This window comes from Bradyrhizobium jicamae (assembly GCF_018130215.1).
Taxonomy (GTDB): domain Bacteria; phylum Pseudomonadota; class Alphaproteobacteria; order Rhizobiales; family Xanthobacteraceae; genus Bradyrhizobium; species Bradyrhizobium jicamae_A.
Window position 1 is genome coordinate 105,354 of record NZ_JAFCKQ010000011.1, and the last position, 16,657, is coordinate 122,010.

At 65.6% G+C, this 16,657-nt stretch carries 9 protein-coding genes; 4 read left to right on the plus strand and 5 right to left on the minus strand.

What is annotated here, in order from left to right; translation table 11 throughout:
- Positions 1-26 precede the first annotated feature (26 nt).
- On the plus strand, positions 27-1,538 hold the full coding sequence (locus JQ586_RS15375; protein ID WP_212395421.1) for an AMP-binding protein: 1,512 nt from the start codon (positions 27-29) through the stop codon (positions 1,536-1,538).
- 87 nt (positions 1,539-1,625) lie between these two features.
- The gene (locus JQ586_RS15380; RefSeq protein ID WP_212395422.1) at positions 1,626-2,852 is read left to right on the plus strand and encodes a GGDEF domain-containing protein; all 1,227 of its coding nucleotides are present in this window, start codon (positions 1,626-1,628) and stop codon (positions 2,850-2,852) included.
- 19 nt (positions 2,853-2,871) lie between these two features.
- On the opposite strand, the gene mfd is transcribed toward JQ586_RS15380, so the two are convergent.
- Together mfd and JQ586_RS15390 are read right to left on the minus strand one after the other, a co-directional pair.
- Complete coding sequence (gene mfd / locus JQ586_RS15385) at positions 2,872-6,393, minus strand: transcription-repair coupling factor (protein WP_212395423.1); 3,522 nt, start codon at positions 6,391-6,393, stop codon at positions 2,872-2,874.
- Positions 6,390-6,677, minus strand: a complete 288-nt coding sequence (locus tag JQ586_RS15390; RefSeq protein ID WP_212395477.1) for a succinate dehydrogenase assembly factor 2 — start codon at positions 6,675-6,677, stop codon at positions 6,390-6,392. The genes mfd and JQ586_RS15390 overlap by 4 nt, the downstream gene beginning before the upstream one ends.
- Positions 6,678-6,878: 201 nt before the next feature.
- On the opposite strand from JQ586_RS15390, the gene recG reads away from it, so the two are divergent.
- The gene (gene recG / locus JQ586_RS15395; protein ID WP_212395424.1) at positions 6,879-8,987 is read left to right on the plus strand and encodes an ATP-dependent DNA helicase RecG; all 2,109 of its coding nucleotides are present in this window, start codon (positions 6,879-6,881) and stop codon (positions 8,985-8,987) included.
- Between the two features lie 77 nt (positions 8,988-9,064).
- Here recG and JQ586_RS15400 read toward each other — a convergent pair whose 3' ends face one another.
- Both JQ586_RS15400 and glmS read right to left on the minus strand, forming a co-directional pair.
- Positions 9,065-9,844: a DUF502 domain-containing protein gene (locus JQ586_RS15400; RefSeq protein ID WP_212395425.1), complete on the minus strand. Its 780-nt coding sequence runs from the start codon at positions 9,842-9,844 to the stop codon at positions 9,065-9,067.
- Positions 9,845-9,941: 97 nt separating this feature from the next.
- The gene (gene glmS / locus JQ586_RS15405; protein WP_212395426.1) at positions 9,942-11,768 is read right to left on the minus strand and encodes a glutamine--fructose-6-phosphate transaminase (isomerizing); all 1,827 of its coding nucleotides are present in this window, start codon (positions 11,766-11,768) and stop codon (positions 9,942-9,944) included.
- A 263-nt stretch (positions 11,769-12,031) separates the two neighbouring features.
- Here glmS and JQ586_RS15410 point away from each other — a divergent pair, with 263 nt between their 5' ends.
- Positions 12,032-13,246, plus strand: coding sequence for a sensor domain-containing diguanylate cyclase (locus JQ586_RS15410; RefSeq protein WP_212395427.1), 1,215 nt, complete (start codon positions 12,032-12,034; stop codon positions 13,244-13,246).
- 40 nt (positions 13,247-13,286) lie between these two features.
- Here the strand turns inward: JQ586_RS15410 and JQ586_RS15415 are convergent, their stop codons facing one another.
- Complete coding sequence (locus JQ586_RS15415; protein WP_212395428.1) at positions 13,287-16,142, minus strand: hypothetical protein; 2,856 nt, start codon at positions 16,140-16,142, stop codon at positions 13,287-13,289.
- Between the last annotated feature and the right edge of the window lie 515 nt (positions 16,143-16,657).

Below are 16,657 nucleotides of genomic sequence, written 5' to 3' on the forward strand. Positions count from 1 at the left end.
GAAACTGACGCACCGAAACTGACCCTGTGACCCAGCCGACCGCTTCACCAACGCTCGATACACTGTTCAGGCGCACGCTGGCACGGCAGCCCGATGCGCTGGCGCTGATCGACCCGCTGAACAAGCCGCGCATCACCGGACAGGCCCGCAGGCGCCTGACCTACGCCCAGGCCGATCGCGCGATCTCGGCGATTGCGGCCCATTTCATCGAAAGCGGATTGCCGGCCAATTCGGTGATCGCCGTGCAGCTGCCGGCGACCGTCGAGTTCGTGCTGACGGTGCTCGCCGCGCATCGCGCCGGGCTGGTGGTGGCGCCGCTGCCGCTGCTCTGGCGACACGCCGAGCTGACGGTCGCGCTCAACCGCACCGCAGCGCGGGCGATCGTCACCTGCGGCAAGATCGACGGGATACCCTATGCCGACTTCGCGATGAACGCGGCGGCGGAGGTCTTCTCGATCCGCCATGTCTGCGGTTTCGGCACCGAATTGCCCGAGGGCATGGCCTCGCTCGACCAGGCGATCTTCCAGGACTCGCGAACGTCGCGCTCGGTACTGCAGGACGGCCGCAAGGCGGCACTGATCTCCTTCGACGTCACCAGCGAGGGCCTGCGCCCGGTGCCTCGTGCGCATTTCAGCCTGATCGCCGGCGGGCTCGCGATGTCGATGGAGAGCGACCTGCCGCAGGGCGCCAACATCATGTCGGCTTTCGCTCCGATGTCGTTTGCCGGTCTCTGCGCATCGCTGGTGAGCTGGGTGCTGACCGGCGGCGCGCTGGTGCTGCATCACCCGTTCGATGAGGACGTACTCGAGACCCAGGTCAACGAGCATTCCTGCGAGGTGCTGATCGCACCGGCGCCGCTCGCGCTTCGCCTCGGCGAGCACGGGCTGTCGGAGCGGATGCCGAGCCTGCGCAACGTCATCGGCCTCTGGCGTGCGCCCGAGCAGGTCGCCTCCAGCGCCGCCTGGACGGCGCAGCGGGCGAGCCTGACCGACGTCTATCTGTTCGGCGAAGCCGGGCACTTCTCGGCCCGCCGCACCTCCGAGGACGGCTCACCCGCACTGATCAAGGTGGGCCCGCATGGCGCGCCGCGCGACGTACAGGGCGCGGCGATCGCCGGCGACATCCTGCTGACGCCGAGGGGGACGCTGGGCCTGCGCGGCCCGATGGTTCCCGTCGCGGCCTATGCGCCGCCACCGCCACCTGCCGACATCATGATCGCGCCGCCGCCGCGCGACTATGTCGACACCGAATACGCCGCGCGGGCCGACCGGGCGACCGGCGGCATCAACATCACGGCACCGCCGTCGGGCGTCATGGCCGTAGGCGGCTACCGGTTCCTGGCCCAGGACCTCCAGGAGTGGTCGCGCCGCCTCGGCCAGGGCGCTCTGCTCACGGCATTGCCCGACAGACTCAGCGGCCACCGGCTGGCCGGGCGCGCCCAGGATAATGCTCGGGCACGCGACGCTTTGACCGAACTTGGACTTAACCCCTTGATGGTAGAGGCTTTTCGCGATCGTACGAATGGTGCGCTGACCTAATTCTTACCATCGTGTTGACGCAGCATTAAGCGAGCCGAACTAGCATCGCGGCATTTCGTGATCCGTGCTTCGGTTCTGAGCTCTGCTATGTCCCAACAAGGTCCGGTTCTCATCGTGTCGGCCGCTGCGCGGCCGTCCTTCGCCGGCGTTCTGGACGAGGCAAGGCTGTTTCCGGTGGTTGCGACCGACTGGATGGATGCCGGGCGCGCCATCGAGAAGGTGCAGCCTGCGGCCGTGATCGCGGCGACTGCTGGCGTCGATGCCGCTAGATTGGCTGGTCTGGCGAAGCTCGCTGCCGCTCGCGCACCCTACCTGCCGCTGATTGCGGTCGATCCCGCAGTCACCTTGCCCGGCACAGCGATCCCGCTGTTCCAGCGCCGGGGATTTCCCGATCGGCTGATCGCGCGGCTCAACGCCTCGCTGCGCATCCGCGGCCTGCATGCCACCGTGATGCGGCGCCAGGTGCCGCCGGCACCGATCGCGATGTCGGATATCGATCCCATCGGGGAAGCGACTGCGCTCCTGATCGGCCGCGGCGGCAGCTATCCTGCGCTGTCGGTTGCGCTCGGCGAACGTGCCGGCGTGGTTGGCGCGCTCAGCATCGAAGCCGCCGCAAAGCACCTCAACAACCGCGACATCGACGGCATCGTGCTCGGAGAAGGATTTACACCGCGGGTGATGGATGCGTTCCTGACTGTACTGACCGAGGATGTGCGCTTCCGCACGCTGCCAGTGATCGTTACGTCAGGCGAGGTCACGCCGCGGTATGATTTGGCCAACCTCGAAGTACTTCCCGCAGAGCCGCCGCGGATCGCCGACATCACGCTGCCGCTGATCCGCCAGCACGCGTTCGAGGCGCGGCTCAGCCGTACGCTGCGGGCCATCGATGCCCAAGGCATGATCGACCCCCGCACCGGGCTGCTGACCAAGGCTGCATTCGAACGCGATTTCGCGAGCACCGTGTTCCAGACCGGCGAGCGCGGCGGCGGCCTCTCGGTGGCGCGGTTCGCCTTCGACAACACCCGTCCGCGCGCGCAATTCGACGGCGCGCGGATCATCAGCCGCCTGATGCGGCAGACCGATTTCGGCGCCGTGCTGGCCGACGGATCGATCGTCATCGTGTTCACCGCGACCGACCTGCGCAACGCGCATGCGATCACGCGGCGCCTCGCCAGCGTGATGCGCCATACCCAGCACGGACGGCGCGACGTCAAGGCCGAGCCCGCCGTCAACGTCGTGACCCTGCAGCCGAACGATTCCGCGCAATCGCTGCTGGCGCGGCTCTACGCTACGCCGGAGCGCGCGGCGTCGTAGAAGCCGGTTCAGCGTCCGCTCACGCCGCCTTCCTGCTCTCCGCGAGATTGGCGAGCTGCCGCAAGATCTCCGTGGTGCCGGCGAGGCGCTCCTCGGGCGTTTCCCAATCCTGGAAGAACACCACCTTCATGTCCGGCCGCACCTTCGCGGCCTGGCCGTGCTGGCGGATGAACGTCACCAGCCGCTCCGGATGGGCAAAGCTGTTGTCGCGGAAACTGATCACCGCCCCCTTCGGGCCGGCATCGACCTTCTCGACATTGGCTCTGCGACAATACGCCTTGATCGCCGCAACCTTGAACAAATAGCGCACCTCGTCCGGCAGCACGCCGAAGCGGTCCCGCATCTCGGCAGCGAAATTCTCGATCTCCTCGTCGGTTTCGAGATCGGCGAGACGCCGGTACAGCGATAGCCGTACGCTGAGGTCGTTGACGTAGTCCTCGGGGATCAGGACCGGCATTCCGATCGTGATCTGCGGCGACCAGCGGTCGGCGGCTGGTTCGGCGACGCCCGCCTTGAGGTTGACGATCGCCTCCTCCAGCATCGACTGGTACAGCTCGAAGCCGACCTCCTTGATGTGGCCGGACTGCTCCTCTCCGAGCAGGTTGCCGGCGCCACGGATATCAAGGTCGTGGGATGCGAGCTGGAAACCCGCGCCCAGCGTCTCCAGCGATTGCAGCACCTTCAGCCGCCGCTCCGCCTGCGCGGTAATCTTGTGCTGTGCCGGCAGTGTGAACAGCGCATAGGCGCGCAGCTTGGACCGGCCGACGCGGCCGCGGAGCTGGTAGAGCTGGGCCAGGCCGAACATGTCGGCGCGGTGCACGATCAGCGTGTTGGCGTTCGGGATGTCGAGGCCGGACTCGACGATCGTGGTCGACAGCAGGATGTCGTATTTGCCGTCGTAGAACGCCGACATGATGTCCTCGATCACGGTCGGCGGCATCTGGCCGTGGGCCACCGCGACCTTCATCTCCGGCACGTTCTTGTCCAGGAAGTCCTTGACGCCGGCGAGGTCCTCGATCCGCGGAACGACGTAGAACGCCTGCCCGCCGCGATAGCGCTCGCGCAGCAGCGCCTCGCGGATCATCAGGGGATCATGAGGTGCGACAAAGGTGCGGACTGCGAGGCGATCGACCGGAGGCGAGGCGATGATCGAGAGCTCGCGCACGCCGGTCAGGGCCAGTTGCAGCGTCCGCGGGATCGGGGTCGCCGACAGCGTCAGCACGTGGACCTGGGCACGGAGCTGCTTCAGCCGCTCCTTGTGGCTGACGCCGAAATGCTGCTCCTCGTCGACGATCAAGAGGCCGAGATCCCGGAACTTGATGGTCTTGCCGAGCAGCGCATGGGTGCCGACCACGATGTCGACGCTGCCCTCTGTCAGCCCCTTCTTGACCTGGTTCAATTCCTTTGTCGACACAAGCCGCGAGGCCTGCGCGACATTGACCGGGAAGCCCCTGAAGCGTTCGGCGAAGGTGCGCGAGTGCTGCCGCGCCAACAATGTGGTCGGCACCACGACGGCGACCTGCTTGCCTTCCAGCGCAACCGCAAAGGCTGCGCGCAGCGCCACCTCGGTCTTGCCGAAGCCGACGTCGCCGCAGATCAGCCGGTCCATCGGACGGCCGGTCTCGAGATCCTTCAGGGTCGAGGTGATGGCACCGAGCTGGTCCTCGGTCTCCTCATAGGGGAAGCGGGCGCAGAACTCGTCATAGACATGCGGTTGCAGCGGGAATTTCGGCGCCTCGTGCAGATGCCGCTCGGCCGCGATCTTGATCAGCTCGCCTGCGATCTCGCGGATGCGGTTCTTCAGCTTGGCCTTGCGCGCCTGCCAGCCGCCGCCGCCGAGCCTGTCGAGTTCGACATTGGCGCCGTCGGAGCCGTAGCGCGACAGCAGCTCGATGTTCTCGACCGGAAGGAACAGCTTTGTCTCCGCCGCATAATGCAGCTCGAGGCAGTCATGCGGCGCGCCGGAGACGTCCAGCGTCTGCAGCCCGACGAAGCGGCCGATGCCGTGCTCGACATGGACGACGAGATCGCCGGTGGCGAGGCTCGTCACCTCCGAGATGAAATTGTCGAGCTTGCGGCTCGCCTTGCGCGGCCGCACCAGGCGGTCGCCGAGGATGTCCTGCTCGCTGATCACGGCGCATTCGTCGGTCTCGAAGCCGGACTCCATGCCGAGCACGGCCAGCATGGTCTCGTTGCGCGGCGTCGCCTGTACGATCCGCCAGGTGTTGACGCTGGTCGTGTTGAGCAGCTTGTGGTCGCGCAGCATCGCGCCCATGCGGTCGCGCGAGCCTTCGCTCCACAGCGCGATGATGACTTTCTTGCGCTGCGATTGCAGCGCGCCGACATGCGCGACGACGGACTCGAACACGTTGACGTTGCCATCGGCCCGTTCGGGCGCGAAATTGCGGCCCTGCCGCGCACCGGCGTCGAACATGTCGCTCGTGCCCTCCGGCACCGCGAACGGCGTCAGCCGCGCCAGCGGCGCATCGCCGAGCAGTTTTGTCCACTCGGCGTCGGACAGATAAAGCTTGTCTGGCGGCAACGGCTTGTAGATCGCGCCGCCGCCGCCGGGATGCTCCAGCGCATCGCGGCGGGCTTCATAGTAATCCGCAATCTGGCTGAAGCGTTCGCGCGCGGCGTCTTCGGCTTGCGGCTCGATCGCAATTGTCGCGCCGTCGAGATAGTCGAACAGCGTGTCCATCCGCTCCTGGAACAGCGGCAGCCAATGCTCCATGCCGGGATGGCGGCGTCCTTCGGACACCGCTTCATAGAGCTGGTCGTCGCGCTCCGGCGCGCCGAAGGCTGCAACATAGCCCATGCGGAAGCGGCGGATGGTCTCGGTCGTGAGCTGGAATTCCGACACCGGAACCAGATCGAGCCCGCGCATGTCGAGCAGCGTCCGCTGGGTCTCGGCATCGAAGGTGCGGATCGACTCCAGCGCGTCGCCGAAGAAGTCGAACCGCACCGGCTGGTCGAGGCCGGCCGGGAACAGGTCGAGGATGCCGCCGCGCACGGCATATTCGCCGGGCTCGCGCACCGTCGACGAACGCGTGTAGCCGTTGTGCTCGAGCCAGGCCACGACCGAATCCATCGGCACCACATTGCCGGGCGCGACCGACAGCGCTTGCGCCGCGACCAGCTCGCGCGCCGGCACCCGCTGCACCGCCGCGTTCACAGTGGTCAGCACGATCAGCGGCTTGTCACTTCCGGCGAGCCGCGAGAGCTTCGCCAATGCAGTCAGGCGCTGCGCCAGGATGCCGGCGTGCGGTGAGACACGGTCATAGGGCTGGCAGTCCCAGGCCGGCATCTGCATCACGCCGATGTCGGGCGCGAAGAACTCCAACGCGCGGGCGAGCTGCTGCATCCGCGCGCCGTCGCGGCAGACCACGGCGAGGCTCACCGGTGACGGCTTCGGCTTGGCCGCGATCGCGCGCGCCAGGTCCGAGATCACGAGCCCTTCGGCGCCCTCGGCCACATTGGCGATGGTCAACACGCGGCCGGGCGCCAGCATGGCGGCCGGTGATTTCATCGGCTGCTTCATGCGTGATCCGCCGGCCGAAACGCCTTGATGCGGGCAAACAATGCGGTCGCGTATTCGGCCGGCAGCACCCTGTCGCCGGTCAGCGCCGCGTAGAGATCGGGATCGGGCACCTCGATGAGATGCTCGAGCTCGCCGAGTTCCTGATCGGTGAGATCGGCGATCGCAGCGTCAGCGAAGCGGCCGAGGATCAGGTCCATTTCCCGGGTGCCGCGGTGCCAGCAGCGAAACAAAAGCCGCTTGCGGCGGTCGTCGAGCCCGCTGCTCGATCGTGTCGATCCCGTCATGTCCCAAATCCATCCAACGCCGAAAGCCCGGACGTGCCGGGCGGGGTTGATATAGCGATGGCGGCGGCCGATGTCAGCCCTCATCTGCGGCCAATAGGGCATGCCGTCATTGTCGGGCTTGACCCGGCAATCCATCCTCTTTTGAAGATGGATGCGCGGGTCAAGCCCGCGCATGACGTGAGTCGTGGGTAAAGGACACTGATGCGCCCCAGCCTGCTCAATCCGCTGTTTGCCCCGGTCACCACCCTGCCAGGGGTCGGCCCGAAGCAGGACAAGCTGCTGCGCTACCTGCTCAGCCGCGACGAGACCCCGCGGTTGGTCGACCTGCTGTTGCATCTGCCAGCCAGTGTGATCGATCGCCGCGCCCGGCCGAAAATTCGCGACGCATCGGTTGGAACCGTGGTGACGCTGGAGGTCACCGTCGACCGCCATCGACCGCCACCGCCGCGCAATGCGCGCGCGCCCTACCTTGTCTACGCCAGCGACGATACCGGCGACGTGGTGTTGACTTTCTTCCGCGCCAAGCCCGGCTACGTCGAAAAGCTGCTGCCGGTCGGCGAGAAGCGCTACGTCTCCGGCACGCTCCAGACCTATGACGGCATCCCGCAGATCGTGCATCCCGACCGCGTCGTCGACGAGGCCGGCTTTGCAAAACTCTCGGGGATCGATCCGGTCTATCCGCTGACCGAAGGGCTCGCGCTCGGTTCCCTACGCCGTGCGATCGCGCAGGCGCTCACGAAGCTCCCCGATCTGCCCGAATGGATCAGCCCCGAGGTGCTGCGCCGCTGCGACTTCCCGCCGATCCGGGAGGCGCTGACCCGCGTGCATGTGCCGGTCGAGCTGACCGACATCTTGCCCGACGGCCCGTTCTGGTCGCGGCTTGCCTTCGACGAATTGCTTGCGGGCCAGCTGGCGCTGGCGCTGATCCGCGCGACGCTGCGTCGTCCCGCCGGCGTCCGAAACGCCGGCGACGGCCATCTGCGCAAGAGGATCATTGACGCCCTGCCCTATGCGCTGACCAAATCGCAGCGCGAGGCGGTCGCCGCGATCACCGAGGATCTGCGCCAACCGGTGCGCATGCTGCGGCTGGTGCAGGGCGACGTCGGCTCCGGCAAGACGGTCGTCGCGCTGCTCGCAGCTGCCGCGGTCGCCGAGGCCGGCAAGCAGGCCGCGCTGATGGCACCGACCGAGATTCTGGCGCGCCAGCATATCAAGACCATCGCCCCGCTCGCCGAACGCGCGGGTTTGAGGGTTGCCATCCTTACCGGCCGCGAGAAAGGCAAGGAGCGCCGCGAGCTCCTGGCGCGGCTCGAAGCCGGCGAGATCGATCTGCTGGTCGGCACCCATGCGCTGATCCAGGACGACGTGGTCTACAAGGCGCTGGCGCTTGCGGTTGTCGACGAACAGCATCGGTTCGGCGTGCGCGAACGGCTCGCGCTCACCTCGAAGGGCGAAGCCGTCGACGTGCTGGTGCTGAGCGCCACGCCGATCCCGCGCACGCTGGTGCTCACGTATTTTGGCGACATGGACGTCTCGGAGTTGCGCGAGAAACCCGCCGGCCGGCAGCCGATCGACACCCGGGCAGTGCCGATGAGCCGCATCGAGGACGTCATGGACGGCGTCGGCCGCGCCCTGTCAGCGGGCAAGCTGGTCTACTGGATCTGCCCGCTGGTCGAGGAGTCCGAGGCCGAAGGCACCGAGCATCTGACCAATGCCACCGAGCGTTTCGAGAGTTTGCAACAGCGGTTCGGCGATCGCGTCGGCCTGGTCCACGGCCAGATGAAGGGCACGGAAAAGGATCGCGTGATGGCGCAGTTCGCTGCGCACGAGATCGGGCTCCTGGTCGCGACGACCGTGGTCGAGGTCGGCGTCGACGTGCCGGCCGCGAGCATCATGGTGATCGAGAACGCCGAGCGTTTTGGCCTCGCGCAACTGCATCAGCTGCGCGGCCGCATCGGCCGTGGCTCGGAGGCCTCGACCTGTCTGTTGCTCTACAAGGAACCGCTCGGCGAGATGTCGAAGGCGCGGCTTAAGGTGATCCGCGAAACATCGGACGGCTTCCGGATCGCAGAGGAGGATCTGAAGCTGCGCGGCGAAGGCGACGTGCTCGGCATCCGGCAAAGCGGTCTGCCCGGCTACCGCATCGCGCGCTCCGACGTGCATGCCCAGCTCATCACCCAGGCCCGCGACGAGGCGCTGCGGATCATGAAGGACAATCCGAAGCTGAAAGGCGAACGCGGCGAAGCGCTGCGTTGCCTGCTCTATCTCTACGAACGCGACGAGGCCGTGCCGCTGATCGGCGCGGGCTAGACTCGCTGCACCATCACGCAATGCCTCCCCATCGTCATTGCGAGCGAAGCGAAGCAGTGACAGGGAAAGAGCGCCTCCTACCCCTCGACCTTCGCCGGCGTCGCGACCGGCGGCAGCGAGGCCTGGTTGGAGACGCGTGCGGCATTGGCCATGCCGGCGAGTGCAGCGATCTTCTTCTGCGGGTCGGCGCCGGGCTGCACCACGCCGGCCGACATGATCAGCGTCGCCGCGTCCTCGGTGCTCATCTCGATCTCGATGATCTTGCTTTTCGGTACGTAGAAGAAGAAGCCGGTGGTGGGGTTCGGCGCGCATGGCAGGAACACCGAGATATGCTCCTCCTCGCCCGGCAGGCTGGCGGCGAGTTCGGCGCTCGGCGCCTGCGAGATCAGCACGATCGACCACATCCCCGGCGAGGGAAACTCGACCAGGCCGACGCGGCGGAAGCTCGACCCGTTGCCGGAGAACAGCGTCTCGAACACCTGTTTGAGGCCGCGATAGATCGCGCGCACCGCCGGGATCCGCCCGAGCAGGCGTTCGCCGAGATCGACCAGGGTCCGGCCGATCAGGTTTGCGGTGAGGAAGCCCAGCAGCGTCAGCGCGATCACCGCGACGACGAGCCCTGAACCCGGCAGTCCGAACGGCAGATAGGTTTCCGGCCGGTAGGCGATCGGCACGAACGGCCGCACCAGATTGTCGACCCAGTTCACGAACCACCAGGTCAGGTACAGGGTGATGGCGACCGGGCCGGCGACAACGAGGCCGGTCAGGAAATAGTTGCGAAACCGCGCCACCAGCCCGCGCGGGGCATCCGGATGCGGTTCACCCGATGTGATGGGAGGCACTTGGTCGGAGGTCATTGCGGTTCCAGGGTCGTCGAAGCGGCCGTAGCCCAATCAACCAGCTAAGCCATCTCAGCAGGTTTTTGAAGGGCCTAGATCGCCGCCTACCTTGCGACTATTCGACCGTGACCGATTTGGCCAGATTCCGCGGCTGGTCGACGTCGGTGCCCATCACGACAGCAGTGTGATAGGCCAGCAATTGCACCGGGATGGCGTAAACCATCGGCGCGAAGGTCGCCCCCATGTCGGGCATGACGATCGTCACCAGGGACTGGATCGTCGCCTCCGCCGCCCCCTTGGCGTCGGTCATCAGGATGATCTTGCCGCCGCGGGCCGCGACCTCCTGCATGTTGGAAACGGTCTTCTCGAACACCTTGTCGTAGGGCGCGATCACCACGACCGGCATGTGCTCGTCGATCAGCGCGATCGGCCCGTGCTTCAGCTCGCCGGCGGCGTAGCCCTCGGCATGGATGTAGGAGATTTCCTTCAGCTTCAGCGCGCCCTCGAGCGCCAGCGGGTAGCTGGTGCCGCGGCCGAGATAGAGCACGTCACGCGATTTGGAGATCTCGCGCGCCAGCTTCTCGATCTGAATCTCGGCCGTGAGCGCCTCCGACATCAGACGCGGGATCTCGACGAGCGAGTGTACCAGGCTGGCCTCGTCGGCATCGGACAGCTCGCCGCGTGCCTTGCCGGCCGCAATCGCGAGCGAGGCCAGCACCATCAGCTGGCAGGTGAAGGCCTTGGTCGAGGCGACGCCGATCTCGGGACCGGCCAGCGTCTGCAGCACGGTCTCGCTTTCGCGCGCGATCGTCGAAGTCGGCACGTTGACGACCGAGAGCGTATGCGCGCCCTGCGCCTTGGCGTAGCGCAAGGCCGCCAGCGTGTCGGCGGTCTCGCCGGACTGCGAGATGAAGATCGCCAGGTCGCCCTTGCGCAGCGGCGCCTCGCGGTAGCGGAATTCGGAGGCGACATCGAGCTCGATCGGCAGCCGCGCCAGCCGCTCCAGCCAGTATTTTGCGACGAAGCCGGCATAGCTCGCGGTGCCACAGGCGGTGATCGAGACCCGCTGGATATCCTTGAAGTCGAACGGCAGCTTCACCGGCATGGTGACGCGCTCGGTCGCCATGTCGACATAGCGCGCCAGCGTGTGCCCGACCACCTCCGGCTGCTCGTGGATCTCCTTGGCCATGAAATGGCGGTAGTTCGCCTTGTCGACCAGAGCGGTCGCGGTGGTGTGCTTGATCGCCTCGCGATGGACGATGGCGTTGTCCTTGTCGAAGATGGTCGCGCCCTTGCGCGTCAGCACCACCCAGTCGCCATCCTCGAGATAGCTGATCGTGTCGGTGAAGGGACCGAGCGCGATCGCGTCCGAGCCCAGGTACATCTCGCCCTCGCCATGGCCGACCGCGAGCGGCGGGCCGTTGCGCGCGCCGATCATCAGGTCTTCCTCGCCGGCGAAGATGAAGCCGAGCGCGAATGCGCCGCGCAGCCGCGACAGCGCGGCCCTCACCGCCTCGACCGGCGCGACACCGCCCTTGAGCAGGCTGTCGACCAGATGGACCACGACCTCGGTGTCGGTCTCGGTCGAAAACACCGTCCCCTTGGCCTCGAGCTCCTCGCGCAACTCGCGGAAATTCTCGATGATGCCGTTATGAACCACCGCGACGCGCTCGGTCGCATGCGGATGCGCGTTGTGCTCGGTCGGCTTGCCGTGGGTCGCCCAGCGGGTATGGCCGATGCCGGTGTGGCCGCCGAGCGGCTTGGCACCGAGCCTGGCCTCGAGATTCTTCAGCTTGCCTTCGGCGCGACGCCGCGCCAGCCCGCCGTTCTCGAGCGTGGCCACGCCGGCCGAATCATAGCCGCGATACTCCAGCCGTTTGAGCGAATCCACCAGTTGCTCCGCGACAGGAGCGCGTCCAAGAATGCCGACGATGCCGCACATGCGGTTCACTATCCCCAAATCGCCGAAAATTTTCCAAGGCGGCGACACGGTCCCTTAACGGGAATCGCCGGGCGCAAGATACTCAATAATTATTGCGGATTGCGACAATCTTAAACGGCAAGGTTGATGCAGGAGGCTGGTTAATCCCCCGTCTCCGCTTTCATAAACTGTTAGTGAATCCACGCACACCCGATCCCCGCCGCTCCAGCCGTCAAACTGACGTTAACGCCTTTCGCCGAATGTGCCGCTGCCGGAGGTACCCGATGCACGCAACGCATGATCCTGAGGCGCGCCGCCTCGACGTTCTGGCTGAGCTCGACGTCCTCGACACGCCGCGCGAGCTCGCCTTCGACCGCCTGACCGCGCTGTGCCGGAAGATCTTTCGCGTGCCGATGTCGACGCTGACGCTGATCGACGGTCACAGGCAATGGTTCAAGGCCTCGGAGGGCATGGAGGACCGCGAGACTGCGCGGGGTCCTGCGCTCTGCAACTATGCAATCGGGCAAGGCGATCCACTCGTCGTCCCGGACACGCAGCTCGATCCCCGCTTCGCCGACAACGCCTTCGTCCGCGGCAAGCCATTCATCCGTTTCTATGCCGGCGCACAGCTCAAGATCTCTGGTGCAACCATCGGGACGCTGTGCGCGATGGACACGCAGCCGCGCGAGTTCGACAGCGAGCAGATCGGCATGCTGACCGATCTCGCCGCGATCGCGGTCGACGAACTGAAGCTGCGCAATCTCAGCATGCAGGACAGCCTGACCGGCTGTTCGTCGCGGCGCGCCTTCCGCAGCGAGGGCGAGCGGCTGAGCGGGCTGGCGGCGCGGCATGCGAGCTCTCTCGCCTGCGCCGTGCTCGACGTCGATCATTTCAAGTCAGTCAACGATCGCTACGGGCACGCGGTCGGCGACATGGTGCTGGCGGCGGTCGCGGATGCCGCGCACAATTCGCTGCGTGCCTCCGACGTCTTCGGCCGGATCGGCGGCGAGGAGTTCGGCATCCTGTTGCCGCACACCGACCTCGGGCAGGCGATGGTCGTGCTGGAGAAAGTGCGCGCGGCGGTCGCGGCGACGCCGATCGAGACGCCGGCCGGCACGATCCGGGTCACCTGCAGCCTGGGCGGATCGGAACTCGGCCCCGGCCATTGCTTCGACGACATGCTGCGCAACGCCGACCTTGCGATGTACGGAGCCAAGCAGGCGGGCCGCAACCGGACGCTGGCCTGGATCGACCGGGCACCGGCGCTCGCACCGGCCGCGCGGCGTGTGTTCAAGGCCGGCAAGATCAGTTTCAACGCCGGCCAGTCGGCGATCGACTGCACGGTGCGCGGACTGTCGCGCGAAGGCGCGACGATCGAGGTGATCTCGACATCGGACGTTCCCGAGCGCTTCAAGCTGGCCGTTGGCGCGGACGCCCTGTCGCGCGCCTGCCGGATCACCTCGCGCGCCGACAACCGCATCGACGTCGCCTTCACCTGACGGTCAAGGCGTTGTCGAGTGCCGTAGCGCAACCGCGTCCTCAGGCGTGCGCCACGTGGCTCGCCAGCGGAGCTGCCAGCGAATCCTGTCCCTGGACCAGCGATCCGCTTGCCGCGGGCGGCACGCTGCCCCCGAAGACCGACGGCGTAAAGGTCGACGCCATGTAGTTGCGGAACAGGGCGGCAGAATTGGCACTGCCGGCGACGTCATTGCTCGCGCTGAGGGCCCCTGCGGTATCGCCGGCCGCGGTGCCCGCAATCGTCTGGTGCGAGACGGGCGGCGCCGCGCCCTCGAAATTGGGCGGCGGCTCGACGCCGCTGCCGCTCAGCAGCGTTCCCGACGCGCTATATACGGCAAAGCCGGTTTCCTGTGCGCTGGCATTGAAGCCGACCTCGGTATATTGCGTCTCCGTGCCGGTGCCGTCGTAGGCGAAGTAGATCTTGACCGACGCGCCGCCCGTCAGGTCGACATCGGTCTCGGTTTTCGTGCCGGTCGCGTTGGGGCCACCATAGTTGATGACCTCTTCCGACACACCACTCGGCAATCCCGTGAACGCCTGATACTGCGACGTACCGTTCTGGAAATTGATCAGCGTCCCGGTATGGGTCCCGGTGCCGTTGGCGGCGGTGAAATATTCAACCTCGTTGGTGACGCCGCTCGGCAGGTAGGCAAGAAACTCGACGATCGAGTTGCCGGCCTGAAGATCGAGAATGGCTTCGGTGTTGGTGCCGCTGCCGTCAGCACCGCTGAAGTCCAGGATCTCCTCGGTGACACCGGTTGGCAGGTTGGCCAACAGGATCGCCTGCGAGCCGCCGGACTGGTAGTCGGAAATGATCTCGGTGAGGGTGCCGCTGGCGCTGGTGCCGCTGAAGTCTTCGATCTGCTTCGTGACGCCGCTTGGCAAGCCCGAGAACAACTGGTCCTGCGAGGTCCCATTCTGGAAATCGATCAACGTTTCGGTGTGGGTACCCGTGGCGTTGGCGCCGGTGAAATATTCGATCTCGGCGGTCACGCCGGTCGGCAGATAGGCAAGAAACTCGACCAGCGAGCCGCCGGCCTGCAGATTCTCAACGATTTCGGTATTGGTGCCAGTGCCATCGGCACCGCTGAAGTCCAGGATCTCTCCGGTGACACCGGTCGGCAGGTTGGTCAACAGGCTCACCTGCGAGTCGCCGGACTGGTAGTCGGAAATGATCTCGGTGAGGGTGCCGCTGGCGTTGGTGCCGCTGAAGTCTTCGATCTGCTTCGTGACGCCGCTCGGCAAGCCCGTGAACAACTGGTCTTGCGAGGTCCCATTCTGGAAATCGATCAAGGTTTCGGTGTGAGTGCCGAGGCCGCCGGGGCCACCATAGGTGCCGGTGTAATAGTAGACCTCCTCGGTGACGCCGGCCGGCAGATACGCAAAAATCTCGACCAGTGCGCCGCCGGCCTGCAGATTTTGTATGATCTCGGTGTTGGTGCCGGTGGCGTTGGGGCCGGTGAACTCTTCTATTTCCTCGGTTACGCCGGCCGGCAAGCCGGTCCAGAGCACCAGATTCGAGCCGCCGGACGGCAAGTTCTGGATTCCGCCGATCTTGACGCCGATGGTCTCGCTGACGGACGTCGGAGTGGCGTTGGGATCGGTCGTTGTCACCGTGATGGTGTCAGTACCGACGTTCGCGCTTTTGTAGGTCAGCGTGCCGAGCGCGGCATTGATCTGGCTGAGCGTGCCCCTGATCGTCAGGCTTGTGGTGCCTGAGTTGAATACGGTCGCTCCTCCGGCTCCCGATGCCGATACACCGCCTCCGCTGGTGGTGCTCACGACCGTGGTGAAGGTGTCAATGCCGCTGCCCGCATCGACCACCGTCACCGCGTTTCCGCCGGTGAAGGCGAACGATTGGCCGGCCGACGCAATGATCGAGGTTGGACCCGTTTCGGTGACCACATCGGGGTTGCTCACCGGCTCCCAGCCCAGGGCCTCCATGACCTCGATGTCGGTTTGCGACAAGGTATTGGTTTCGCCCGCGTCGCCTACTCCGAAAACATCCAGCTGGGTAAAATCGGCCGTATCGCCGTTGTTCACCTGAACGTTGCCGCTGTACTCGTTGTTGTATGTAAGACCGGACAGCGTGCCGGCGGCGCCGCCGTCATACGAGAAGTAGGTCGTGACCCCGTCCCGGCCATCGGTGTAATCGCGCACACCCGAGGAATTGAACCGGAACAGATCCATCGTGCTCCAGAAGCTGTTCTGGTCGCCGAGGCCGCCGACGCGTCCCATCGTGCCTTCAGTGAGCTCGTGCACGATCGAGTTGATGACGTCCTGACCGCTCAGGTTGGGATCGCCCGAATAGTAATAGGAGTTCAGCGTGACGGTTACGGTACTGTTCGAGCTCGCCAGCCCGAGCATTTGCGCGTAACCCATCGGCAGGCTGAAGTCGCCGCCATTGACCGACGTGTTCGGATCGTTGGTGGGCAACGTCGAGTAGGCATCCTGGGCGTAGACGCTGGCATTGGCGTGGACGGCGAGCGCGGCTTTGAGCTGCGCATAGGTCACGTCCGTCGTGAAGAAAGAATTATTCGCCAGAAAGCCATTGTTGCCTTCATTCGACTCGTTGAAAGTTACGTTCAACGTGATCGGCGACGGTGCCGTCCAGAGTTTCTCGATCGTCTGCTCTGCACTTACAACGGCACTTATGAAATCGCTGGTATCGGTGTTGGCGTAGGTATTGCTGAACGAGATGTTGCTTCCCGCCGTGCTCACGATCTGAACACCGCCCTGGGCCGGTGCGCTCTGAGCCGGTTCGCTGTTGTGGACCGGTTGGCTCTGCACCGATTCGCTATGCGCAGCGGACGTCGCGACAGCCGCATTGCCGGACGCGCCGCCGGCGGCATTTGCGACACCGTTGACGGGGGTCACAATGTACGCGTTGCCATCAAACCCGAAGTCCTGAGAAAATCCGCCCTGGAGAGAGTTGCTGTCGGATGAGAAACTGTCCGAAGTCGACGATTTGCCGCCGCCGAATGACCTGCCCATGGATTCCTCTCCCCTTCACGGATGGAGCCGGATCGCTGGTATCGGGCGGACACACCCTAAAAACCCGACGAAATATCTTCCGGCATCGAAACTGATTGAGCCGCAATCACCTCAAACCGATAAACACAGCAATCCAATTCTGAAAATTACATCGAGAAAATGCAGCCAATCACCAGCACGCGTCAAGTGCAGAATATGCCTTTGCGGATGGCGCAGCACGCCCCGTCGTCGATTTGTCATTCAGGAACCCGCATGGCGAAACCGCATGATGCGGAACCCGTTGCTGGGAGTGTGCGCGAATGGTCCCGCGCTCGCGTGTCGCTCCCCCGGCCGCCAGGTCGCCCCGCGAGCGGCCATCGGCCGTCTGCCACGGCGATTGGGATCCTGACCTTGCTCCG